Origin of the sequence: uncultured Pseudoflavonifractor sp. (assembly GCA_904419835.1) — a bacterium.
Classification (GTDB): domain Bacteria; phylum Bacillota; class Clostridia; order Oscillospirales; family Oscillospiraceae; genus Pseudoflavonifractor.
Window position 1 is genome coordinate 1 of the sequence record CAJFTA010000062.1, and the last position, 24,241, is coordinate 24,241.

Here is a 24,241-nt window from a genome sequence, read left to right on the forward strand (position 1 = left end):
TCGTACAGTTGTTGTCTGCAACTCCAACTATAACCGATGAGGCCGTATCCTTCATCCTTTTTTATTCATTTGTCCAACATGTATTGTACTCCTACAAAATATCTCTCTGCCAGAGAAAAAATCACCTTGACATTTTCCAGCAAAGTCACTATAATTAATTGCAGTCTGTACAGAGCGCATCAGTTCAGTGTATGTTCAGACAGAGGTTCATATCCGGGTGTGGCGAAGCTTGGTATCGCGCTTGGTTCGGGTCCAAGAGGCCGTGGGTTCGAATCCCGCCACTCGGACCAATCGGAGTGTCCAGATTTGGGCACTCCGATTTTTTATTGGGGTTAAGGGAACCACCGGCTCTGCCGGTGGAGGCACCCTGCAAAAAAGCTTTAGCTTCAAGCATCGAGCAAAGTGAGAAGAGAACAACAACTTTACTATTGTTAAGAAATTATCATTTGATAAACAACGCCCGTTTACGGGCTGTGGGGCAAATGATGCAAGTGGTGGATTTTTCGGTGCCTCTTGAGAGGCTTGCCGGCATGATACCCTTTCAGGGCTTACACAAGCCCCCGGCATAGCCGTAATCTCATTAAGATAAGGAACAGACCAGACTGTCTCGCATACAGTCTGGTCTGTTCTGCAAATATTTGAAAAAAGACATAAAAACCACTTGACAAAAGTGCCGGGGGTCCTGACTATATTTCCTGCTCCTCCAACTGAAGCTGCTTGGCCCGGATTGCCGTGGACAGCGCCAACTTTTTGACCTCCCCGCTATCAAAGGCGATGATGACGATGTCCCCGCTACGGCTGACCAGCGTCCCAAGACCAAAGGCCTTGTGGCGCAGCCGCGTGCCGGGCTCATACGTCTCGGAAAGCCGGAAAATCTGCTCCTTGGTCAGGCGCTTTACCTGCGGCAGCTTTCTCTTTTCTGCCTTTGGTGGTTCCTTGGCTTTGGGCGGGAAAATTTCCCGGGAAAAAGTGGACTCCAGTCCCGGCTTGCGGAAGGTGACGATGTCCAGCTCCCGTTTGGCCCGGGTCATCCCCACATAAAACAGCCGCCGCTCCTCTTCGTAGGCATCCAACTCCTGAGGGGACGCGTCCGGCTCCGGCAGGGCCTTGGGCAGCATGCCGTCCGCCACATCCATCAAAATCACCCGTTCGTACTCCAGTCCCTTGCTGGAGTGGATGGTGGAGAGTACAAAGGGGCAGTCCGGTGTGCCGGCTCCTGCCTGCACCACCTCCCGCAACTCCTCCAGCCGGTCCAGAAGCCGCCCCGGCGTAGGCTCCTCCGCCCCAAGGGCCTCCAGAATCTCCGCCTTGTTCAGGTCGCCGCCCCGTTCCTCAAGGTAGGCCCCGTAGCCCATGAAGTGCACAATGCGGTAGACCGCCTTGTCCGCCGGTTCCTCCAGCAGGTTGTTCATGTGGGTCTGAAGGGCCTTACACTGCCTTTTGGTCCAGGGGGACGCCGCCGAAGAGGATGCGATGTATTCCAGAATGGTCTCCCCCGCTCCGCCGGCCCGGGCGGCCGCCTCCTGGGCCAGAGCCCGGCTGATGCCAGCCCCCAGCTTGTAGTATATGTTCAAAAAGTACTCGGCATTGCCCGGTTCCCTGGCGAAGCGAATGATATCCGTAATATCCCGCACCACCCGGTTGGTGAAAAAGAGGCTCTCCACCTGGCGGCAGCGGTACGGGATGCCGGAGCGCTCCAGCAGGTCTATCAGCGGCAGGGCGCTGTCGTTGTCCCGGTAGAGCACGGCGGTCTCAGTATTGCAGTCCTCCGCCATCTTGCAGAGATAGCGGTACTGCTTCTGCCGGTCATAGACCGAGATCTCCCGGAGTTCCGCCCCGCTCCCCCGGGTGGCCCGCATGTGCTTGGGACGGCGGTTTCTGTTCTTCTGAATGAACCGGTCCGCCGCCGCCACAATCTGCTCTGTGGAGCGGTAGTTCTGCTCCATATACAGCACCTTGGCGTTGGGATAGACCCGGTCAAACTCGGTGAGGGCCTGGGGACAGGCCGCCCGGAAGCCGTAGATGCTCTGGTCCTCATCTCCCACCATGAACAGGTTCCCGTTCTGCCCCGCCAACAGACGGATGATGGTGTGCTGGATTTTGGAGGTGTCCTGAGCCTCGTCCACGCAGTAATACTGATACCGGTCCCGGACTGCGCCCAGAATCCGGGGATACTGCCGGAGTATCTGGAGGGCATAGACCATCTGGTCGTCGTAGTCCATCAGCCGCCTGTCCCGCAGAGCCTTGCAGTAGGCCTGGTAGAAGGCCGGAAAGTCCAGCCCCTCCACCTCGATTTCGGACAGCTCCTCCCCCCTGATCATCTGGTTCTTGACGTAGGTAATGGCGGTCTGGAGGCCCTTTATGGTGCTCTCCGTTGCAAATTCGTTGGTCTGACTCCGGTAGAGCTCCCCCAGCAGGGCGCTCTTCTGCCCGCCGTCCTCCAGCAGGCGGAAGGCGGAGCGGCCCGTGACTCGCTCATAATAGCGGATAATCCGGCTGCATACGCCGTTGATGGTGCGGAAGCTCAGTCTCTTTGCCGCCTCCTCACCGAAGCAGGAGGCAAACCGCCGCTCCATGTCCCTGGCGGCTGCCACGGTATAGGTCATGGTGAGGATACTCTCCGGCCGGATACCCCGCACATAGCACATACAGCCCAGCCGGGTCACCAGGACGGTGGTCTTGCCGCTGCCCGGCACCGCCAGCAGCAGCACCGGTCCCTCTGTCACCTGTACCGCCGCCTCCTGCTGAGGGTCCAGGCGGATAGAAAATCGTGTTTTGAATTGGGAAAAGTCCATTGCTTGCTCCAATATCCAGCGCACTCCGGCTCAGTGGCAGGGTTGTACGCCTGGTTTCTTTATTTTACGCAATATGTTATTATAGTCGAAGGAGGAAAGCCAGTCAACGGAACAGACGCCTTGTCAGTCCCCCTTTCGCCTCCCCCAGAGCCTTGACACATACCGCCCTATGTGCTGCAATGCCACCCCGCCGGAGGGGCATCCGGCTGCTTGATTCCTATATACCCGGTATACCCGGAACCATTCTGAACGTGAGGAAAACAGTATGTTTCATACCATTCTTGTGGGCCCAAGCGGCAAGGGCCGTTCCCTCTGGATGGAGGCGCTTTTGAACGCCCTGCCCTCCTCCCTCCCCCTCTGGGGGTACCGCACACCAAAGGAGGCCGCCGATGGGACAGGCCGCGCTCCCATCCGGCTCTACCCTGTGGGCCAGTCTGCTAAAGAGTACGGCCCCATCCTGCTGGGCTGGTGCAGAGACAGGCAGGCTGTCTCCATTCCGGAGGCTTTTGACCACTGTGCCGGACTGGTTGAGCAGGCCGCCCCCGGCGGCCTGCTCCTGCTGGATGAGCTGGGCCCCATGGAGAGCCGCTCTCCCCGCTTTTGTCGGGCAGTTCTGAACGCGCTGAGCGGTGATACCCCCATTCTGGCCTGGGTGCGGGACTTGGACACCCCCTTTCTCGCCGCTGTGCGCAGTCATCCCAGGGCCAGATGCTTCTATCCGCCTCCCGCCTGCGACCCCGCCCTGTTGGAGACGTTGTCTGCATTTCTCGCCGCACAGCTGGCGCCAGGTGGCCGGCCTCTATAAAATTAAATGCCCCGGACGCTCCATGGCGGAGCGTCCGGGGCGTTCTGTCTCTGTCCTGGATTACACGTCCTTGTTCAGAACGTTGTCCAGCGCCTTGCTCATAATAATGTAGAGCACAAAGGTCACGACCATGCTGACAATGGCAGGCACCAGGAAATTGTATATCAGTGCCACCTCGCCTACTGCCGTTCCGATAATCCAGGTGATGATGGCAACCCAGTTGATCTTCTTATTCTCCTTGCTGCGCTTGACGCAGAAGGCCTCGGCAATGATAAGGCCGGGGATGGGGGGCAGCAGGACGGACAGCGTCTGCACCACGGGCAGAAGGAACTTGGTGGCACCCACAGCGGCGAAGATGGCGGCGGCGGTCGCCACAATCACGGCCAGCACGGCGTGCTTCACTCTGCCCTCCATGCGGGTGTCCTTCATGACGTTCTGCAGAGCCAGACTGGCGCTGTAGATGTTGTTGTCCTGAGTCGTCCAGACGCAGAAGATGGCGCAGATGAACACCAGCACGCCCAGGCCCAGGGCAGCGGTGGCGGTGACGAAGTCGCTCTTGTTGGTAGCCTGAGCGGTCATGATGCCGATGACCTCAAGGCCGAAGAGGCCGACAGCCACGGAGACGGGTGCACCGATTGCCACGTGAGAACCCTTCTTGGCATAGCGGCACACATCGGGAGAGACGATGCAGCCGAAGATCCAGGCGCCTACGAAGGAGGTGGAGCCGGCGGCAAAGGAGATTGCATTGCCCTCCTCGGGGACAAAGTGGAACACGGCCTCATAGCCGGCAGTCTTTCCAATGGCAATGGCGCAGGCAATGGTCAGAATAATGGCGCAGGGAACGCCCAGCCAGCTGACGATCTCCAACCCCTTCACGCCGCGGATAGCGGACTGGGCCCACAGGGCTACCACAATGATGGAGGTAATGCCGACAGGAATGGGCCACCAGCTGAAGGTGGAGTCAATCAGGTTGGAAAACGTATCGGCGTTGACGGCAATCCAGTTGACGGCGGACACCGCCAGCAGCAGGGAGAGGATGGAAGAACTGCGGGCGCCCAGGGACTTTCTGGCCAGCACCGACGTGGACAGACCCGTCTTGTAGGCAATGACGCCCAGCAGGGTGGCGACCAGAATCAGCATCAGATTGCCCACGGCGCAGGCCAGTACCGCCTCTTTAAACGGCATCTTAAAGCCTACGGTGGCGCCGGTGACAAAGTTGGACAGTGAAATAGTATAGCCGGTCAGGATGACCAGAATACTGCCGACGCTTTTACGTGCGCTCTGCGGCACTGCGTCGTAGACGTATTCCATTTCGCTGCTGTTTTCCGGTGCTGGTGCTTTGGTTTTCGGCTGTTCGCTCATAACAACATCTCCTCTTCTTTGATTTCAGGTCGCCCTGAGCAGCGGCTCTGCTGCCGCATTGAGCGCGAAAAAAGCGGGACGTCCCGCAGCAAGGAAACTCCATGTATGAACACTTTGCCCAATAACTTCACATTAATTAAATAAACAACTATACAAAAGAACGAAAACATAGTATCATAACAAAAGCAGAAAGTATAATATAAATTTGATATAAATATATTTTTTTATATATAAAAAAATATAGATAAGAAAATTTGTTGGATACACTTTAAAGTTTTAACAAATTCGAAAACTTTATCACGGTAAATAGATATAAATATTTTTACTTTTTCATTGGCAAATCAGCTTCAAGGCGTCAGCTGCTCCGCCGCGTCTGCCCCCGATGCACCGCTCCCGTGATAAAATCCAAATAAAAAATACCGTCAGGGCATTCTCCTGACGGTATTTTTTATATACGGCTTATGTATCCAGCCAGCGGATGGGCCCCCAGCGATTTTCGGCGGCCTGGTACAGGCGCCAGGCCATCCAGGCGCACAGCAGGCCCACCAGGCATCCCGCGGCCACATCGGAGGGGAAATGGACGCCGACGTACAGCCGGGAGAAGCCCATGAGGGCCGCCAGCGCCACTGCGGTCCACCTCATCCACTTCCTGGGCAGGGTTCTGAACCAGCTACCGGCGGCGGCAAAGGCCGCGCAGGTGTGGCCCGACGGGAAGGAGTTGGGGTCGTTCTCCACCACCAGGAAGCTGAGCCCCTCCACGGTCAGCCAGGGGCGCGGCCTGGCCACCAGGTGCTTGAGCACCACATTGGTGCACAGCAGGCCCAGCAGCATGGCCGCCAGAGACAGTATCCCCGCCCGGCGGGTCCTGCGAAAGCAGAGCATCACCACAGACAGCACAATCCACAGCATGCCGGCATTGCCCAGCTGTGTGTAGAAGGATATCAGTGGGGTAAGTACTTCACAGCGCACAAATTCCTGAATCCAGAGCAGAACAGCTCCGTCCAGGCCGAGCAGTGTATCCAGCAACGGTTTTCCTCCTTTTTTATTCTGTTTTCTCTGTCCTCAGCGGGAGCGCAGAAGAAAAAGGGCGGGGTCTCCCCCGCCTTACAGGCTGTCGGAAAAGTCCAAGGACTTTTCCGACAGCCTGTAAAAATGCCGTTACTTTCGCGCCGCATGACGGCGCAAAAGTCCTCGCTTCGCTCTCCGCAAGCCTTGCGCTGCAAGGCTTGCGGAGCATTCGATTCCGCGCGAGGCGGGCGGCTGCCCCCTCGCGCTCCCCCGCCCCTGTATGATTGCGTCAGGCCGCCGGCTCCACCGGCTCACAGGTCTGGATAATGCCGTTGACCAGCTCGAAGGTCTTGGTCTTGACGATGTGGCTCTTGCCGATTCGGACCTCCTGGGTGCCGACCGCCTGGGTGATGGGGTTGGTAATGGTCGCCCGGATGGTGAAATTCACGCTGACATAGCCGGGCTGCTCGCTGAGCACCACAGTGCCGTCCTCCATCTCCACAGGGACGAGATTGGGCTCCGAGGAGACATCCAGTACGTACGCATCCAGCATGGCGCCGTCCGCCATCAGCTGGGCCCCTTCGCCGCCGGCCTCCACCTGGGCCTTTACCGCCTCATAGACCGACTCCTGCACCAGGGGCACTTTGACGGTATACTCAATCTGGGTGGTGCTGCTCTCGCCGGGAATCCCCGCGTCCCTGCCCAGGAACTTCAGGGCCACCACGGCGGCCACAACTACAATCAGAACCAGAACAATCAGGTCGATCACGTTAATCTTGCCAAACAGCCGGCCCTTTTCATCCACGATTTTTCCTTTTTTTTTGTTCATTCCGAGAAACCTCCGTGTGCGCTGTCAATGGAACTTGTAAATTGACATAATTATGATACAATAAAGGGACACTGCGGACATTGTACCATACCTCTGCCCATGATAACAAGTCTTTTTTGGAGGCTCCAGACATATGAAGGTTATCCACCTCATCTCCGGCGGCGACAGCGGCGGCGCCAAAACCCATGTCCATATGCTCCTTCAGAACCTGTCCCGCACCCCCGGCGTGGAGGTCACCATGGTCTGCTTCATGGAGGGCCCCTTCTCCCAGGAGGCGCGGGAGCTGGGCATCCCTACCGTGGTGCTGCCCGGCAGGAACATCTTCCGCACCTTCCGCACCTTAAAGAATATGATTCGGGAGGGCGGATACGAGATCATCCACTGCCACGGCGCCCGGGGCAATATGATGGGCGCGCTGCTCCGCAGGGCCACCGGATTGCCCGTGGTCACCACCGTCCACTCGGACTACCGCCTGGACTATATGGGCCGCCCCATCTCCCGCCTCACCTACGGCACCATCAACACCCTGGCCCTGCGGCTGCTGGACTACCGTATCGGCGTGTCCGACGCCATGACCGACCTGCTCATCTCCCGTGGCTTTGACCCGGACAAGCTCTTCACCATCTACAACGGCATTGACTTCACCCCCCGCACCCCCTCCATGACCCGGAGCGAGTATCTGAAGAGCGTGGGCGCCAACTGGCCGGATGACTGCGTCATCGCCGGCATCGCCGCCCGTCTCAACCCGGTCAAGGACATCCCCACCCTGATCCGGGGCTTCGCCCGGGCCAGGCAGTCCTGTCCCAAGCTGCGGCTGCTCATTGCCGGCGACGGCGAGCAGATGGGCGAGCTCAAGGCCTTGGCCGCCGACCTGGGGGTGGCGGAGGACGTATGCTTCGCCGGGTGGGTGTCCGACGTGGACAGCTTTTACGGCGCACTGGACATCAACACCCTCACCTCCCTGTCTGAGACCTTCCCCTACTCCCTCACCGAGGGTGCCCGGGCCGGACTGCCCACTGTGGCCAGCCGGGTGGGCGGCGTGCCCTACCTTATTGACCACGGCGTCAACGGCCTGCTCTTTGAGGCCGGGGACTATGAGACCCTGGCCAAGCATCTCACCGCCCTGGCCTCCGACGAGACCATGCGCACCCACATGGGCCAGCGGCTCTATCAGAAAGGCAAGAACGACTACTCCCTGGAGAGCACCCTTCAGCGGCAGCTGGAGATTTACTCCGTCATTCTCCGCCGGAAGGCCCGGAACCACGGCAAGCGGGACGGCGCACTGGTATGCGGCGCCTACGGCAGAGGCAACGCCGGTGACGACGCCATTCTGGAGGCCATTGTCACCGAGCTGCGGCAGATTGACCCCGACCTGCCCGTGTGGGTCCTGTCCCGCAAGCCCTCGGAGACCCGGCTGACCTACCGGGTCAACTCCATCTACACCTTCGCCTTCCCCAAGTTCCTCTGGCGGATGGGCAAGACCCGGCTCTACATCAACGGCGGCGGTTCCCTGATGCAGGACGTGACCAGCCACCGCTCCCTGTGGTTCTACCTCTTCACCATCTCCGCCGGCAAGATTCTGGGCAACAAGGTGATGATGTACGGCTGCGGCATCGGCCCCATCCACTCCCCCTCCAACCGGAAGCGGGCGGCCAAGGTGCTCCAGAAGCGGGTGGACGCCATCACCCTGCGGGACACCCACTCCAAGGTGGAGCTAGAGGACATGGGGGTCACCAACCCCAAGATTGTCCTGTCCGCCGACCCCACCGTCATCCTCCCCGCCGCGGGACCGGAGGTCATCGACGGCGTGCTGGAGAGCGAGGGTCTGGACCCTTCCGGCAAGTATTTCGGCTTTACCCTCCGTCCCTGGCCCGGCTTTGAGGAGAAGGCCGCCATCTTCGGCCGTGCGGCCGACTATGTGTGGGAGAAGTACGGCATGACGCCGGTGTTCCTGCCCATCGAGCGGCGGCTGGACGTGGGCGCGGCCCAGAAGGCGGCCATGTATATCAAAAAGGCCCCCTACCGCATCATCCACGCCACCGGCAGCAGCGACCACACCATCGGCCTCTTTGCCCGGATGCAGGCGGTGGTGTCCATGCGCCTCCACGCGCTGGTGTTCTCCGCCGGTCAGGGCGTGCCCCTGGTGGGCGTGGTGTACGACCCCAAAATCAGCTCCTTCCTCTCCTACATCGGTCAGGACCTGTACACCGAGCTGGCCGACCTGACCTATGAGGGCCTGTGCGCCCACATCGACGCCGCCTGCGCCCGGATTGGCGACACGGAGTTCCTCTCCGGCGGTGTGGACCGTCTGCGGAAGGTGGAGCGCCGCAACAGCGAGACGGCGGCAGAGCTGCTGGGCAAATGATCCGTCCCCTGTGCTCCCCCGCCCCGTCCGTTTTTCAATATTCCTCGGGAGGTTATCTCGGTTGAAGCAATATGTCTGTCTCTCCTCCTCCCCCTGGCAGGCGGTCCCCACCCGGACCCAGCAGCTGATGACCCGCCTGCGGGACGCGGAAGTCCTGTTTTTTGAGCCCCCATCCCCCCGGGGCAGAGGCGCCCGGGACGGCGGCCGCAGGGTGCGGCCCGGCCTGACGGTCTACGCCCTGCCTCCCGTTCTCCAGGTGGACGAGCGTTACAGCTTTCTCTTCTCCCGGGGCGTAAACAAGCTTGCCCGCTTTATCGCCGCAAAAATGGACCGCCACCGGTTCCGGGACCCCATCCTGTGGGCCACACGCCCGGATCAGGTCCACCTGCTGGACAGCCTACTCTTCCGGGGGCTGGTGTACGACTGCGACCGGTACTGGTCCGGCTTCCCCCTGGAGTGGGAGAGCGACCTGGCCCTGTCCGCCGACGTCATCTTCGCCGCATCTCAGGGGCTTGCAGACCATCTGTCCCCCTGCAACGACAACATCGCTCTTCTCCCCAACGGCGTCAACTTTCCCATGTTCTCCCGGCAGGAGGCGGAGCCCCCCGGCGACCTGGCCGCCATCCCCAGGCCCATCCTGGGCTGGGCGGGTACCATCCGGCGGGACCTGGACCTCTCCCCTCTTCTGCGGGCCGCGGCCGACCTGCCCCGGTGCTCCTTTGTGCTGGTGGGCCGGACGGAGGGCAGCGCCCAGCTGCGCAGACTGTCTACCTTCCCCAACGTGCATCTGCTGGGCCCCAAGGCGCCGGTGGATCTGCCCGACTACCTGTGCCGCTTCGATGTGTGCCTGAACCTGCTCTCCGGCCGGGAGCAGCCCACCGATATTATCCCCAGCCGCATCTACGAGTATCTGTCCACCGGAAATCCCATTGTCTCCATGGTTGGCAGCGGGCAGATTGAGCATTTCCCCGACGTAATCTACGGCGCCCACACCGCCCGGGAGTTCTCCCAGCTCTGCGCCAGCGCCCTGACCGAGGTGGGCAGCTGGACCAGATGCCGCCGCCGGAATTACGGCGCCGCCGCGGCCTGGAGCGTCCGGGCGGACGAGGTGTGCCGCATTCTGGACGCCATTGGGCTATGCTGAATGCCCCCTTCTTTTCGCTCTGTCAAAAATGGTCAATTGTCTATTGTATCCATTTGTCCTTTCTTGTCTAAGCCTACGAAATTCGCCCCGGTCCCTTGTAATACGGGTCGCAATACGATATATTGTATGTATTCTTGGTACTAAGAGGGGTGCTTGCGTTGCTGAACGGAGGACACATTGCCTGCCTGACCGTCATTCTCAACGGCCCCAATGCACCCGGATCAGACTGCTGAACCATATCAGGTCATCCATAATAAAGGATGACCTGATTTATTTTTCGCAGCGCTGAAATTTTTTGTATCACGGAGGTCGTTATGAGCAAGAAAGTTGCAGTTATCATGGGTTCCGACTCTGACCTGGAGACCATGCGCCCCTGCGTGAAGCGTCTCAAGAGCTTCGGCATTCCCTGCGAGGTGCGGGTCATCTCTGCCCACCGCACCCCCGCCGCCGCCGAGGACTTTGCCTCCCATGCTGAGGAGAACGGCTTCGGCGTTATCATCGCCGCCGCGGGCAAGGCCGCCCACCTGGCCGGCGTCCTGGCCGCCTACACCACCCTGCCCGTCATCGGCGTACCCATCAAGACCTCCATGATGGGCGGTCTGGACAGCCTGCTGTCCATGGTCCAGATGCCCAAGGGCATCCCCGTGGCCTGCGTGGCCGTGGACGGCGCCGACAACGCCGCCATCCTGGCCGCCCAGATGCTGGCCCTCTCCGACGCCTCCCTCTCCTCCGCCCTGAAGGACTTCAAGTCCGCCATGGCCGACGAGGTTGCCGAGAAGGACCGCAGGCTCCAGGCCGAAACCTTTTGAATTTCTCTCCCTTGTGGATAAAAATAACATCAATTCAGACAGACAGGAGCGGTTTTACATGAGTTACGAGAAGCGCGAGCAGCTGTATGAGGGCAAGGCCAAGAAGGTCTATGCCACCGACGACCCCCAGGTGGTCATCGTGTCCTACAAGGACGACGCCACCGCCTTCAACGGCCTGAAGAAGGGCACCATCACCGGCAAGGGCGCCATCAACAACCGCATGACCAACAACCTGATGCGCGATGCGCCGCCTGGAGGCCGAGGGCGTGCCCACCCACTATGTGGAAGAGCTCAATGACCGTGAGACTGCCGTGAAAAAGGTCTCCATCGTGCCTCTGGAGGTGATTGTCCGCAACATCTCCGCCGGTTCCTTTGCCAAGCGGTACGGTGTGGAGGAGGGCATCGTGTTCGACGAGCCCACCCTCGAGTTCTCCTACAAGAACGATGACCTGGGCGACCCCCTGATCAACACCTACCACGCCCTGGCCCTCAAGCTGGCCACCAAGGAGGAGATCGCCCTCATCGAGAAGTACACCTTCATGGTCAACGACCTGCTCAAGGGCTTCATGAAGGAGATCGGCATTGACCTGGTGGACTTCAAGCTGGAGTTCGGCAAGACTGCCGACGGCACCATTGTGCTGGCCGATGAGATCTCCCCGGATACCTGCCGTCTCTGGGACGAAAAGACCCACGAGAAGCTGGACAAGGACCGCTTCCGCCGGGATATGGGCGGCGCTGAGGAGGCCTATGAAGAGGTCATGCGCCGGCTGATGGGGGATCAGTAATCCATGGGCGGTTTTTTTGGCACCATCTCAAAGCATGACTGCGTCATGGACCTGTTCTTCGGCACCGACTACCACTCCCACCTGGGCACCAAGCGGGGCGGCATGGCGGTCTATGACGCCAAGGACGGCTTCCAGCGGCAGATCCACAACATTGAAAACACTCCCTTCCGCACTAAGTTCGACAAGGACATCGCCGACTTCCACGGCTGCTCCGGCATCGGCTGCATCAGCGACACCGACCCCCAGCCTCTGCTGGTGCGCTCCCATCTGGGCCTGTACGCCATCACCACCGTGGGCATCATCAACAACGCCGACGCGCTGGTGGAGCGCTACTTCTCCGACCATGGCCACCAGTTCATGGCCATGAGCTCGGGTAAGGTCAACTCCACCGAGCTGGTGGCCGCCCTCATCAACCAGAAGGACGACCTGGTCTCCGGCATCCGCCACGCCCAGGAGGAGATCGACGGCTCCGCCACCATCCTCCTGCTGGACCAGGACGGCATCATCGCCGCCCGCGACCGGATGGGCCGCCTGCCCGTGCTCATCGGCCAGAGCGAGACCGGCTGCTGCGTGTCCTTCGAGTCCTTCGCCTACCACAAGCTGGGCTATCACGACGCCTACGAGCTGGGCCCCCAGGAGATTGTCCGGGTCACCGCCGACGGCTGGACCACCCTGGCCCCCGCCGGGGACAAGATGAAGATCTGCGCCTTCCTCTGGACCTACTACGGCTATCCCAACTCCAACTATGAGGGCGTCAACGTGGAGGTCATGCGCTACCGCAACGGCGAGATTATGGCCCGGGACGAGGTCCAGAAGGGCAAGCTGCCCAAGGTGGACTACGTGGCCGGCGTGCCCGACTCCGGCGTGCCCCACGCCATCGGCTTCGCAAACCGCAGCGGCAAGCCCTTCGCCCGCCCCTTCGTCAAGTACACCCCCACCTGGCCCCGGTCCTTCATGCCCGCCAACCAGGAGGCCCGCAACCAGGTGGCCAAGATGAAGCAGATTCCCGTCCCCGAGCTCATTGAGGGCAAGAAGCTCCTCTTTGTGGACGACTCCATCGTCCGTGGCACCCAGCTGCGGGAGACCGTGGAGTTCCTGTATGAGTCGGGCGCTGAGGAGGTCCACATGCGCTCGGCCTGCCCCCCCATCATGTACGGCTGCAAGTACCTCAACTTCTCCCGCAGCAACTCCGACATGGAGCTCATCGCCCGCCGCACCATCCAGGACCTGGAGGGCGACGAGGGCCAGCAGCACCTGGAGGAGTACGCCGACGCCTCCACGGAGCGGGGCCAGTGCATGCTCAAGGCCATCTGCGAGAAGCTGGGTTTTGACTCCCTGGGCTATCAGTCCCTGGACGGCCTGCTGGAGGCCATCGGCATCGACCGGGATAAAGTCTGCACCTACTGCTGGAACGGCAAGGAGTAAACTCACTTCCAGGGGGGAATTCTTCCCCCCTGGATACAAAACCGCCGCGCCGCCTCCTGCGGCACAACGGTTTTGATACCCCCCTCACCCGCGCACGCGCGGGTGGTTGCCCGCCGGTGGTGAAGCAAGCAGCGGTGTGCTGCGCAGGCGCATGTCCTGCTCCGCACATGATTTCTTATTTGTTTTATCCCTGCGTGGTAAAACCTGCGGGCTTTTCCCGTACCCCTCAGCACCCCACTTCCTCATTTTATCTGGAGGTTTTGAGATGAAGAACTCCCATTCTGAGTCCTACGCCGCCGCCGGTGTGGACGTCACCGCCGGCTACGAGGCGGTCAAGCGCATCAAGCCCATGGTGGAGTCCACCTACATCCCCGGCGTCATGGGCACCCTGGGCGGCTTCGGCGGCATGTTCGCCCCCGATATGACCGGCATGAAGAAGCCGGTCCTGGTGTCCGGCACCGACGGCGTGGGCACCAAGCTGAAAATCGCCTTCCTCATGGACAAGCACGACACCGTGGGCATCGACTGCGTGGCCATGTGCGTCAACGACATCATCTGCGGCGGCGCCGCTCCCCTGTTCTTCCTGGACTACATCGCCTGCGGCAAGAACGACCCCGCCCGCATCGCGGAGATTGTCTCCGGCATCACCGAGGGCTGCCGCCAGGCCGAGTGCGCCCTGGTGGGCGGCGAGACCGCCGAGATGCCCGGCTTCTACCCCGCTGAGGAGTACGACCTGGCCGGCTTCTCCGTGGGCATTGTGGACGAGGAGAAGATCATCGACGGCAAGGCCCTCGCTGAGGGCGACGTGCTCATCGGCCTGGCCTCCTCCGGCGTCCACTCCAACGGCTTCTCCCTGGTCCGCAAGGTCTTTGACGTGACCGCCGAGAACCTGAAGGAGTATCACGAGAGCCTGGGCACCACCCTGGGCGAGGCCCTGCTGGCTCCCACCCGCATCTATGTGAAGGCCGTCAAGGCCCTGCTGAAGGCGGGCGTGGACATCCACGCCGTCAGCCACATCACCGGCGGCGGCTTCTACGAGAACGTGCCCCGCATGATGAGCGACGGCCTCACCGCCGCCATCCACACCGGCAGCTTCCCCTGCCCGCCTATCTTCCGGCTCATCCAGGAGAAGGGCAACATCCCCACCCGGGATATGTACAACACCTTCAACATGGGTATCGGCATGATCCTCGCCGTCCCCGCTCCCCAGGCCGGTCAGGCCCTGGACGTCCTGTCCGCCGCCGGCGAAACTGCCTACCAGATTGGTCAGGTCATCCCCGGAAGCGACGGCGTCGTGCTGGACTGACGCCCCCTCTCAGGGCGGCCCGCAGCTGTCCTTCCGGCGGCCCGGGCCGCCCTGTCTCTTTTCTCTGTCGCTGCGTTCTGTGAAGTGATTTCACTTTCCAGGCTTTGCAGCACAGACTTTACTACATTGGGGAGGTAACTCTCATGCCGAAAAATATTGTGGTCCTGGTCTCCGGCGGCGGCACCAACCTCCAGGCCCTCATCGACGCCCAGAGCCGTGGGGAGATTCTGAACGGCGCTATCACCGCCGTCATCTCCTCCCGCCCCGACGCCTACGCCCTGGAGCGTGCCAAGGCGGTCGGGATTCCGGGCCATGTGGTGGCCCGGAAGGATTTCCCGGGAAACAGGGAGATGACCCAGGCCCTGGTGGCCAAGCTCCGGGAACTGAATGCGGACCTGGTGGTGCTGGCCGGCTTTATGCACATCCTCACCGAGGAGATGGTCCAGGCCTATCCCAACGCCATCCTCAACGTCCACCCCGCCCTCATCCCCTCCTTCTGCGGCAAGGGCGCCTACGGCCTCCATGTCCACGAGATGGCCCTGGCCTACGGCGTCAAGGTCACCGGCGCCACCGTCCACTTCGTCAACGAGGAGGCAGACGGCGGCCCCATCGTGCTCCAGAAGGCGGTGGAAATCAGAGAGGGCGACACCCCCGAGGTGCTCCAGCGCCGGGTCATGGAGGAGGCCGAGTGGAAACTCCTCCCCCTGGCCGTGTCCCTCTTCTGTCAGGACCGCCTCTCCGTGGAGGGCCGGCGGGTCCGTATCCGCCCTCAGGCCTGACACCCCGACACTGATACTTTTGTAAGGGAGAAAATAAGACATGCTCGATCTGTTTCAGCTTCTCAGCGCCAACTCCTATCCCGGCCGCGGCATCGTCCTGGGCCGCAGCGCCGACAACAAGAAGGCCGTGATTGCCTACTTCATCATGGGCCGCAGCGAGAACTCCCGCAACCGGGTCTTTGAAGCCACCGAGGACGGCATCCGCACCCGCGCCTTTGACGAGTCCAAGATGACCGATCCCTCCCTCATCATCTACCACCCCGTCCGGGTGGTGGACGGCACCACCATCGTCACCAACGGCGACCAGACCGACACCATCGCCGACGCCTACCGCAAGGGCGAGGGCTTTGTCCGTGCTCTGCGCACCCGTGAGTTTGAGCCCGACTGCCCCAACTACACCCCCCGTATCTCCGGCGCCGTCCGTGCCGACGGCAGCTACCGGCTGTCCATCCTGAAGAGCGCCAACGGCAATCCCGCCTGCTGCCAGCGGTTCTTCTTCGAGTACGACGCCCCCATCGCCGGTCAGGCCCACTTCATCAGCACCTATCAGGGCGACGGCTCCCCCCTGCCCTCCTTTGAGGGCGAGCCCCGCACCGTGGCTCTGGACGCCTCCGACGCCGCTTCTCTGGCTTCCCGCCTGTGGGAGAGCCTGAACGAGGAGAACAAGGTGTCCCTCTTCGTCTCCTACCTGGACCTGGAGACCGGCAAGGCGGACAGCGTTATCGTCAACAAGCATCAGTAAGGAGGAGCGAACATGACCGAACTGGAACTGAAGTACGGCTGCAACCCCAACCAGAAGCCTGCCCGCATCTTTATGGAGTCCGGCGAGCTGCCCATCAAGGTGCTCAACGGCAAGCCCGGCTACATCAACTTCATGGACGCCTTTAACTCCTGGCAGCTGGTCAAAGAGCTGAAGGCCGCCACCGGCCTGCCTGCCGCCGCCTCCTTCAAGCACGTCTCCCCCGCCGGCGCCGCCGTGGGCACCGAGCTGACCGACGTGGAGCGGAAGATCTACTTTGCCGAGGGCATGGAGCTCTCCCCCATCGCCTCCGCCTATGTCCGTGCCCGGGGCGCCGACCGTCTGTGCTCCTACGGCGACTGGGCCGCCCTCTCCGATGTGTGCGACGCCCAGACCGCCCGCTACCTGGCCCTGGAGGTGTCCGACGGCGTCATCGCCCCCGGCTACACCGACGAGGCCCTGGCCATCCTCAAGACCAAGCGCAAGGGCGGCTACAACGTGGTGCAGATGGACCCGGACTATGTGCCCAAGGACATTGAGCACAAGGACGTGTACGGCATCACCTTTGAGCAGGGCCGAAACAACTTCGAGATCAACGCCGCCCTGCTGGACAACATCGTCACCCAGAACAAGGACCTGCCTGAGAACGCCAAGCGGGACCTGATTCTGGCCCTCATTACCCTGAAGTACACCCAGTCCAACTCGGTGTGCTACACCAAGGACGGCCAGGCCATCGGCGTGGGCGCCGGCCAGCAGAGCCGCATCCACTGCACCCGTCTGGCGGGCAGCAAGGCGGACAACTGGCTCCTGCGGCAGCACCCCAAGGTGCTGGGCCTCCAGTTCGTGGACGGAATCCGCCGCCCTGATCGTGACAACGCCATCGACGTGTACATCTCCGACGAGTATGAGGACGTGCTGGCCGAGGGTGTGTGGCAGAACACCTTCAAGGTCAAGCCCGAGGTGCTCACTGTGGAGGAGAAAAAGGCGTGGATCGCCCGTCAGACCGGCGTCAGCGTTGGCTCCGACGCCTTCTTCCCCTTCGGCGACAACGTGGAGCGGGCCCGCAAGTCCGGCGTGTCCTACATCGCCCAGCCCGGCGGCTCTATCCGTGACGACAACGTCATCGAGACCTGCGACAAGTACGGCATCGTGATGGCCTTCACCGGCATGCGGCTGTTCCATCATTAAGCCGCATACCATACAACGGTCCCCGGCGGGGACTTCAACCCCCAACAAGAAACGAGGTATATCACAATGAAAGTTCTCGTCGTAGGCGGCGGCGGACGGGAGCACGCCATCGTGTGGGCCCTGTCCAAGAGCCGTAAAGTAGATCAGCTTTTCTGCGCCCCCGGCAACGGCGGTATCGCCGCCCTGGCCGAGTGCATTCCCATCAAGGCCACCGACGTGGAGGTCATGGTGGCCTGGGCTGTCTCCCACGCCATCGACTTCGTGGTGGTGGCCCCCGATGACCCACTGGCCCTGGGCATGGTGGATGCCATGGAGGCGGCGGGTATTCCCGCCTTCGGTCCCCGGGCCAACTCGGCCATCATTGAGGCCTCCAAGGTCTTCTCCAAGAATCTGATGGCCAAGTATCACATCCCAACCGCCAAGTATAATACCTTTACAGATATGGACGCCGCGCTCTCCTATGTCCGGGAGCAGGGCGCGCCCATCGTGGTCAAGGCTGACGGCCTGGCCCTGGGTAAGGGCGTGATTGTGGCCCAGACCGTGGCCGAGGCGGAGAACGCCGTCCGCTCCATGATGGCGGACAAGCGCTTCGGTGAGGCGGGCACCCGTCTGGTCATCGAGGCGTGTATGACCGGCCCCGAGGTGACGGTGCTGGCCTTCTGCGACGGGGAACACGTAGTCCCCATGCCCTCCTCCCAGGACCACAAGCGGGCCTTTGACGGCAACAAGGGCCCCAACACCGGCGGTATGGGCGCCATCTCCCCCTCCCCCAACTACACCCCCGAGGTGGCGGAGCGCTGCATGAAGGAGATCTTCCTCCCCACTGTGGCCGCTCTGAAGGCGGAGGGCCGTCCCTTCCACGGCGTGCTCTACTTCGGCCTTATGCTCACCCCCAACGGCCCCAAGGTGGTGGAGTACAACGCCCGGTTCGGCGACCCGGAGTGTCAGGCCGTCCTCTCCCTGCTGGAGAGCGACCTGCTGGACATCATGCTGGCCTGCCGTGAAGGTACCCTGGACCAACTGGATATCCGCTGGAAGGATGCCGCCGCCTGCTGTCTGGTGCTGGCCTCGGGTGGTTACCCCGGAAAGTACCAGAGCGGCTACCCCATCTCCGGCCTGGAGAAGGCGGGCGAGACCGCCATGGTCTTCCACGCCGGTACCCGTCTGGATGAGAACGGCCAGGTCCTCACCGCCGGCGGCCGGGTGCTGGGCGTCACCGCCACCGGCCCTGCCCTGGCTGACGCCATTGACGGCGCTTACAGTGCTGCCAAGCATATCTCCTTTACAGATATGCAGTTCCGCACCGACATCGGCCGGGTATAAATTCAGAATACGGCGCATACAAAAGAGCGGCTCAGGCCGCTCTTTTGTGCTGTTTCCGCCGGACGCAACCGGCAGTTGTCAAATATTTTACTGTTCTTGGTGGCCTTTTTCCCCGCTGTGTGCTATCATGTCACCACCATCAAGAGGAGGAATCACCTATGTCTTTTGAAGAGCGGCTCTACCAGCTCCGCAGGGAGAGAGGCATCTCTCAGGAGGAGCTGGCCAATATTGTGGGCGTCTCCCGCCAGGCGGTTCAGAAGTGGGAGTCCGGGGCCTCCCAGCCCAATATGGACAACCTGATTGCCATCAGTGAATATTTTGGCGTCACGCTGGACTACCTCCTTAGAGGAGACGAAAACAGTCAGGATGCCCCAGGTGCCCAGGCATCTCAAACGCTCTATATTCCTTACGGCTGGCATTATGAATACAAAAGCAGCACGATGCTGTTCGGTTTGCCCTTGGTCCACATCAACCTGGGCCGGGTGGGACTGTACCGGGCAAAGGGTATCCTGGCCATTGGCAACGTGGCCACCGGACTGGTGTCCATCGGCCTTATCTCCGCAGGGTTGCTCTCCTTTGGCTGCCTGAGCCTGGGCCTGCTGGCTATGGGCGCGCTGGCCCTGGGCATAGTTGCGCTGGGCGGCATCGCCCTGGGCGCCGGGATCGCCGCAGGCGGCCTGGCTGTGGGCTGGCTGGCCATCGGCGGTCTGGCCAAGGGAATTTACGCCTTAGGCGGTCTGGCCTTTGCCGAAAAGGTGGCCGCAGGAGGCGCGGCCTTCGGGCACATCGCCATCGGGGACGCGGTCCAGGGCGCGGTGACCTTCTCCAACCACGGCGGCGCGGCGCTCCCCGCCTCCGCCATCCGCAGCGCCATTCTTCAGGCCTTCCCCACCATCCCCGGCTGGCTGCTCACCCTGTTTTCTTCTTTCTGATGAAAGTTCCTATACGAAAAGCGTGCAGCCGACGGCTGCACGCTTTTTGTTTTCAGTTCAGGTAGTCCCCCACGGGGCTCTGGTTGTACTGCTTGATAATCTTGAGTATGACTGAGCCGTCGCTCTGGGGCAGTTCTTCCACGATTTTGTACTTTGTCCCGCTCCGGTCCAGGCCCTTCTTGTAGTGTTCCATCTCTTCCTGAACCCTTCTCTGGGCAAGCCCCAGCCCCAGGTCCTCTTTCAGCATAAAATGCAGGGTCTGACAGATGCACGCCGCCTTTACCCGCTTCATTTGCGGCACCTCCTTTTAAAAAGTGGGAAAAAACAGAATACGTGCAGCATTCAACCGGATTTATGCAGTGAATGCCACACGTTGCAAAATTATTGTACAAAATTTGCCCCTTTTTTTCAAAGGCAGTTTTCCACAAATCAGGTCGCTGCTTTTTTGTAAGAACTCCGACCTCTTTTCGTAAGAAAATCGAAATTCCGCCGTCAAAAACCCATGCCGTTTTTCCTGTATCATAACGTTACAGAAAGAAGGCGTTATGATGAAGAGAAAGACCATTGCCGTACTCTTCGGCGGCTGTTCCACGGAGTACCCCGTGTCCCTCCAGTCCGCCCACGCGGTCATTACCCATCTGGATCAGACCCGGTATGAACCGGTCCTGCTGGGCATTACCCGTGACGGGCGCTGGCTGTACTATGACGGCCCCATGGCCGACATTCCCGCCGACACATGGCACCGCAATGCCGCACACTGTACGCCCGCCCTCATCTCCCCCGACCGTGAGACCCACGGGCTTCTGCTCCTGGCCGCCGCCGGCCCATCGGTCATCCGGCTGGACGCCGCCTTCCCGGTGCTCCACGGCAAAAACGGCGAGGACGGCACGGTCCAGGGCCTGCTGGAGCTGGCGGGCATCCCCGTGGTAGGCTGCGGGAGCCTTGGTTCCGCCGTCTGCATGGACAAGGACGTAGCCCACCGGTTGGCCGCTTCCGCCGGACTGGAAGTGCCCCGCTCCGCCCTGTTTCACGCCTGGGAGGACCCCGCCCTCCTCCCCGACCTGACCGCCGGGCTGAGACTCCCCCTGTTTGTCAAGCCGGCCCGGGCAGGCTCCTCCTTCGGTATCACCAGGGTCACCGACTGGGCCGACCTGCCCCAGGCCGTGTCCGCCGCCCTGGAGCACGACGACAAGGTGGTCATCGAGGAGCGTGTCCCCGGGTTCGAGGTGGGCTGCGCCGTGCTGGGCGCCGAGGCCCTGACCGTGGGCCGGGTGGACGAGATCGAGCTGGCGGACGGCTTCTTCGACTACACGGAGAAATACCAGCTCCTCACCGCCAGAATCCACATGCCGGCCCGCATCGCGCCGGAGGATGAGGCCCGGGTCCAGCAGGCCGCCGTCAAAGCCTACCGCGCACTGTGTTGCACCGGCTGCGCCCGGGCGGACTTCTTCTTCACGCCGGAGGGGAAGATCGTATTCAATGAGATCAACACCATCCCTGGCTTCACCTCCCACAGCCGCTATCCGGCCATGATGGCAGGGGTCGGGCTGGATTTCTCCGCCCTGGTAAACCGGCTGGTGGAAGGGGCGGTGGGCGCATGACCCCGGCAGAGATGGTGCGCACCGGCCCTCTGGTGCTGGTCAACCAGACCCACCCGCTGGAGCAGGAGCCCGACGCCGCCGTCCTCCTGCCTCCTGACAGCCGCCGCCCCGACATCCTGTTGGAGGCCCGGGCCGGGACGGTGCTCAGCCGCTTCCTCTCCGACCTGGGCTGCACGGGGGAGATTGTGCCGGTCAGCGGCTACCGCAGCCGGGCGGAGCAGGAGGCTATTTTCTCCAGCTCCCTCCGGGAAAACGGCGAGGCCTTTACCCGGGCCTACGTGGCCCTGCCGGGGTGCAGCGAGCATCAGACCGGCCTGGCCATCGACCTGGGGGAGAACCGGCCCGACCTGGACTTCATCCGCCCCCAGTTCCCCGATGCCGGTGTATTCCGCACCTTTCGCCGCCGGGCTGCGGAGTACGGCTTTATCCTCCGCTATCCAGAGGACAAGGCAGCCGTCACCGGCATCCAGTTTGAGCCCTGGCACTTCCGCTATGTGGGGTGGCCCCATGCCAGGCTGATGGAACGGGATGGGCTGGTGCTGGAGGAATACCACCGCCTTCTGGAGGGCTATCCGGAGTCCGGCCCCCACCTGCGCTTCCAGGATCGGGGCCGCTCCTTTGAGCTGTATACTGTCTCCCGGGACAACCTGGAAGACCTGCCCCGCCGCCTGCCCGGAAACACCCTGTGCCAGTGGTCAGGGAACAACAGCAGCGGCGCGGTGGTCACCATCTGGAGGGATGCGCTGTGAGCGCCCCCGGGAGAGATGGGGCCCAGTACGGCGGACTGGACCTGTTCCGCATCCCCGCCGCCCTCCTGGTGATGGCGGTCCACACCGGCCCGCTGCTCACCGTCAGCGCCCAGGCCAACTATCTCATCACCGACATCCTGGCCCGGCTGGCCGTCCCCTTCTTTCTGGCGGTCAGCGGCTTCTTCCTGGCCCCCGGAATGCGAAAAAACTGGCGCGGCCTGCGGCATTTCTGCTGCAAAGTACTATTGCTTTACGGAGTTTCCATTCTGGTCTACCTGCCCCTTATGGTCCGCAACGGCTACTTTGACGGCTGCACGCTCCGTTCCCTGGCCGCCGACCTGGTGTTCAACGGGCCCTTCTACCACCTGTGGTACTTTCCCGCCGCCGTGCTGGGCGCTATTATCGTGTCTCTCCTGCTCCGTCGGCTGGGAGAACGGGGCGCTCTGGCCGTCTGCGGTCTGCTCTATCTGGTTGGCCTGCTGGGCGACAGCTATTACGGCCTCTCCGCTTCCCTGCCGCCCCTGAATGCCTTTTACAGCCTGCTCTTCTCCTGTTTTGACTACACCAGAAACGGCCTCTTTCTCGCTCCCCTCTTTCTTCTGCTGGGGGTGCTTCTGCGGGAGCACCCACCCCGTCTGTCCGGCGGCCGGTACGGCGCGCTGCTCTGCGGCGGGCTGGCCCTGCTGGCGGCAGAGGGCGTGTTGGTCGCCCGGCTGGGTCTGCCCCGGCACGACAGCATGTATCTGGCTCTGCCCCTGTGCATTTGGCCTCTGATGCGGCTTCTCTGCTCTGTAAAGTGTAAGAGCTTACCAGTTATCCGAGCCGCGTCCACAGCGGTCTATGTGCTCCACCCCCTCTCTATCGTTGCAGTGCGGGGCGGAGCCAGGGCGCTGGGCATCCTCTCCCGGGACGGCTTCCTGCTGGGCAGCAGTCTGCTCCACTATCTGGCCGTGGCCGCCGTCTCTTTTCTGGCAGCTCTCCCCTTCGCCCTCTTGCGGCAGCGGCGGAGACGCGGGCAGAATTCCCGGCCCGCCCTCCGGGCCTGGGCGGAGATTGACCGCTCCGCCCTGATACACAATATCGGCCAGCTGACCGGGCTGCTCCCCTCCGGCTGTGAACTGATGGCGGTGGTAAAGGCCAACGCCTATGGCCACGGGGACGCGCTCATCGCCCGGGCCTGCATGTCCAGCGGCGTGAAGGCCTTTGCTGTGGCCACACTGGAGGAGGGCATCCGGAGCCGCAGCGCTGGAATCAAGGGCGAGGTCCTGATCCTGGGCTGGACGCCGCCGGAGCAGGCCCGCCTTCTCGTCCGCTGGCGGCTGACCCAGGCGGTGGTGAGCCCGGAATATGCCCGGGCGCTGAACGATTCAGGATGTACCGTGAAGGTCCATCTGGCCGTGGACACCGGTATGCACCGGCTGGGACTCGCCTGGGACGACGGGGACGGCCTGCGGGCTGCCTGCGGATTGAGGCGGCTCCGGGTCACCGGACTGTTTACCCACTTGGCCTTCTCTGAATCCCTGGCGCCCGACGCAATGCAGCGTACCCAGGAGCAGCTGGACCGCTTCCGCCATGCGGCGGAGCTGGTCGCCGCCGCCGGGTATGGACCGATAGCCCTCCACGCCCTGAGCAGCTACGGCCTGCTCAACTGCCCGCCCCAGGCCGGCATGGCCTACGCACGGCCCGGCATTGCCCTGTACGGCGTGCTGAGCCGCCCGGACGAGCAGGTTGGCACCCTGCCCGACCTGCGCCCGGTCCTGTCTCTCCGGGCGCGGATTGCCCGAATCCACACCCTGGAGCCCGGAGACTGCGCCGGGTATGACGGCGACTTTGCCCCCTCCGGCCCCGCACGGGTGGCGGCGGTCACCATTGGCTACGCCGACGGATACCCCCGCAGCCTGTCCAACGGCAGGGGCAGGGTGCTCATCCGGGGCAAATTCGCCCCGGTGGCGGGCCTTATCTGCATGGACCAGCTGCTGCTGGATGTGACGGAGGTCCCCCAGGTCCGGCAGGGGGACGCGGCCACCTTCATCGGCAGCGACGGCGGTGAGATCATCACCGCCTGCGCTGTGGCGGAGCAGTGCGGCACTATCGCCAACGAGATCCTCGCACACATGGGGGACCGCTTTCAGCGCCTGTGGGTGGAATAGCGGCGCGATCAACGATGACAGCCGGGCAGCGGAGGGAACTGCCCGGCTCTTTTTGCATCTTTGCGCAGCAGGGAAGGGATTATGCCGGAAAACCGTTCAATCTTAGAAAAAAAGTAAAATTTCCTCCAATTTCATCTTGCAATTTCC

Annotated in this window: 19 protein-coding genes, 1 tRNA gene and 1 pseudogene; 16 read left to right on the plus strand and 5 right to left on the minus strand. The window is 62.0% G+C overall.

What is annotated here, in order from left to right; genetic code table 11:
• Window positions 1-213 precede the first annotated feature (213 nt).
• A tRNA-Pro gene (locus QZY67_RS10160) sits at window positions 214-290 on the plus strand.
• Window positions 291-686: 396 nt separating this feature from the next.
• Here the strand turns inward: QZY67_RS10160 and QZY67_RS10165 are convergent.
• Window positions 687-2,795, minus strand: a complete 2,109-nt coding sequence (locus tag QZY67_RS10165; protein WP_295369982.1) for an ATP-dependent helicase — start codon at window positions 2,793-2,795, stop codon at window positions 687-689.
• Between the two features lie 265 nt (window positions 2,796-3,060).
• Between QZY67_RS10165 and QZY67_RS10170 the strand changes: the two genes are divergently transcribed.
• Window positions 3,061-3,600, plus strand: a complete 540-nt coding sequence (locus QZY67_RS10170) for a nucleoside-triphosphatase (RefSeq protein ID WP_295369984.1) — start codon at window positions 3,061-3,063, stop codon at window positions 3,598-3,600.
• Between the two features lie 60 nt (window positions 3,601-3,660).
• Here the strand turns inward: QZY67_RS10170 and QZY67_RS10175 are convergent, their stop codons facing one another.
• The 3 genes from QZY67_RS10175 to QZY67_RS10185 all read right to left on the minus strand — a co-directional run bounded on the left by QZY67_RS10175 (window position 3,661) and on the right by QZY67_RS10185 (window position 6,799).
• The gene (locus tag QZY67_RS10175) at window positions 3,661-4,962 is read right to left on the minus strand and encodes a cytosine permease (RefSeq protein WP_294522680.1); all 1,302 of its coding nucleotides are present in this window, start codon (window positions 4,960-4,962) and stop codon (window positions 3,661-3,663) included.
• Between the two features lie 459 nt (window positions 4,963-5,421).
• Window positions 5,422-5,988 carry a phosphatase PAP2 family protein gene (locus tag QZY67_RS10180; protein WP_295369988.1) on the minus strand — a complete coding sequence of 189 codons (567 nt, stop codon included), beginning with the start codon at window positions 5,986-5,988 and terminating at the stop codon, window positions 5,422-5,424.
• Between the two features lie 271 nt (window positions 5,989-6,259).
• Entirely contained in the window at window positions 6,260-6,799 is a 540-nt protein-coding gene (locus QZY67_RS10185; RefSeq protein ID WP_295369990.1) for a DUF4330 domain-containing protein, read from the minus strand.
• A 133-nt stretch (window positions 6,800-6,932) separates the two neighbouring features.
• Here QZY67_RS10185 and csaB point away from each other — a divergent pair, with 133 nt between their 5' ends.
• From csaB to QZY67_RS10240, 11 genes and pseudogenes are all read left to right on the plus strand, one after another.
• Window positions 6,933-9,164 (plus strand): polysaccharide pyruvyl transferase CsaB, encoded by a 2,232-nt coding sequence (gene csaB / locus QZY67_RS10190; protein ID WP_295369993.1) that lies wholly within the window; start codon window positions 6,933-6,935, stop codon window positions 9,162-9,164.
• Window positions 9,165-9,225: 61 nt separating this feature from the next.
• Window positions 9,226-10,308, plus strand: coding sequence for a hypothetical protein (locus QZY67_RS10195; RefSeq protein ID WP_295369995.1), 1,083 nt, complete (start codon window positions 9,226-9,228; stop codon window positions 10,306-10,308).
• 314 nt (window positions 10,309-10,622) lie between these two features.
• Complete coding sequence (purE, locus tag QZY67_RS10200; RefSeq protein WP_294535562.1) at window positions 10,623-11,117, plus strand: 5-(carboxyamino)imidazole ribonucleotide mutase; 495 nt, start codon at window positions 10,623-10,625, stop codon at window positions 11,115-11,117.
• Window positions 11,118-11,175: 58 nt separating this feature from the next.
• A pseudogene (gene purC, locus QZY67_RS10205) lies at window positions 11,176-11,902 on the plus strand (phosphoribosylaminoimidazolesuccinocarboxamide synthase).
• Window positions 11,903-11,905: 3 nt separating this feature from the next.
• Window positions 11,906-13,327 (plus strand): amidophosphoribosyltransferase, encoded by a 1,422-nt coding sequence (locus QZY67_RS10210; RefSeq protein WP_295369997.1) that lies wholly within the window; start codon window positions 11,906-11,908, stop codon window positions 13,325-13,327.
• A 265-nt stretch (window positions 13,328-13,592) separates the two neighbouring features.
• Window positions 13,593-14,633 carry a phosphoribosylformylglycinamidine cyclo-ligase gene (gene purM / locus QZY67_RS10215; protein ID WP_295370000.1) on the plus strand — a complete coding sequence of 347 codons (1,041 nt, stop codon included), beginning with the start codon at window positions 13,593-13,595 and terminating at the stop codon, window positions 14,631-14,633.
• 143 nt (window positions 14,634-14,776) lie between these two features.
• Window positions 14,777-15,412 (plus strand): phosphoribosylglycinamide formyltransferase, encoded by a 636-nt coding sequence (gene purN / locus QZY67_RS10220; RefSeq protein WP_295370003.1) that lies wholly within the window; start codon window positions 14,777-14,779, stop codon window positions 15,410-15,412.
• A 40-nt stretch (window positions 15,413-15,452) separates the two neighbouring features.
• Window positions 15,453-16,154, plus strand: a complete 702-nt coding sequence (locus QZY67_RS10225) for an IMP cyclohydrolase (protein ID WP_295370004.1) — start codon at window positions 15,453-15,455, stop codon at window positions 16,152-16,154.
• Between the two features lie 12 nt (window positions 16,155-16,166).
• Window positions 16,167-17,339, plus strand: a complete 1,173-nt coding sequence (locus tag QZY67_RS10230) for a phosphoribosylaminoimidazolecarboxamide formyltransferase (protein ID WP_295370006.1) — start codon at window positions 16,167-16,169, stop codon at window positions 17,337-17,339.
• Window positions 17,340-17,405: 66 nt separating this feature from the next.
• Window positions 17,406-18,662: a phosphoribosylamine--glycine ligase gene (gene purD, locus QZY67_RS10235; protein WP_295370008.1), complete on the plus strand. Its 1,257-nt coding sequence runs from the start codon at window positions 17,406-17,408 to the stop codon at window positions 18,660-18,662.
• 158 nt (window positions 18,663-18,820) lie between these two features.
• A complete protein-coding gene (locus QZY67_RS10240; RefSeq protein WP_295370011.1) occupies window positions 18,821-19,594 on the plus strand; it encodes a helix-turn-helix transcriptional regulator in 774 nt (257 codons plus the stop codon).
• Window positions 19,595-19,646: 52 nt separating this feature from the next.
• On the opposite strand, the gene QZY67_RS10245 is transcribed toward QZY67_RS10240, so the two are convergent.
• Window positions 19,647-19,886, minus strand: coding sequence for a hypothetical protein (locus QZY67_RS10245; protein WP_295370014.1), 240 nt, complete (start codon window positions 19,884-19,886; stop codon window positions 19,647-19,649).
• Window positions 19,887-20,142: 256 nt separating this feature from the next.
• Here QZY67_RS10245 and vanG point away from each other — a divergent pair, with 256 nt between their 5' ends.
• From vanG to vanT, 3 genes are read left to right on the plus strand one after another with little or no spacing between them, the layout of a single operon-like run.
• Window positions 20,143-21,195, plus strand: coding sequence for a D-alanine--D-serine ligase VanG (gene vanG, locus QZY67_RS10250; protein WP_295370021.1), 1,053 nt, complete (start codon window positions 20,143-20,145; stop codon window positions 21,193-21,195).
• Window positions 21,192-21,944 (plus strand): M15 family metallopeptidase, encoded by a 753-nt coding sequence (locus tag QZY67_RS10255; protein WP_295370016.1) that lies wholly within the window; start codon window positions 21,192-21,194, stop codon window positions 21,942-21,944. Before vanG ends, QZY67_RS10255 begins: the two co-directional genes overlap by 4 nt.
• Complete coding sequence (vanT, locus tag QZY67_RS10260; RefSeq protein ID WP_295370019.1) at window positions 21,941-24,094, plus strand: serine racemase VanT catalytic subunit; 2,154 nt, start codon at window positions 21,941-21,943, stop codon at window positions 24,092-24,094. Before QZY67_RS10255 ends, vanT begins: the two co-directional genes overlap by 4 nt.
• The last annotated feature ends 147 nt before the right edge of the window (window positions 24,095-24,241 follow it).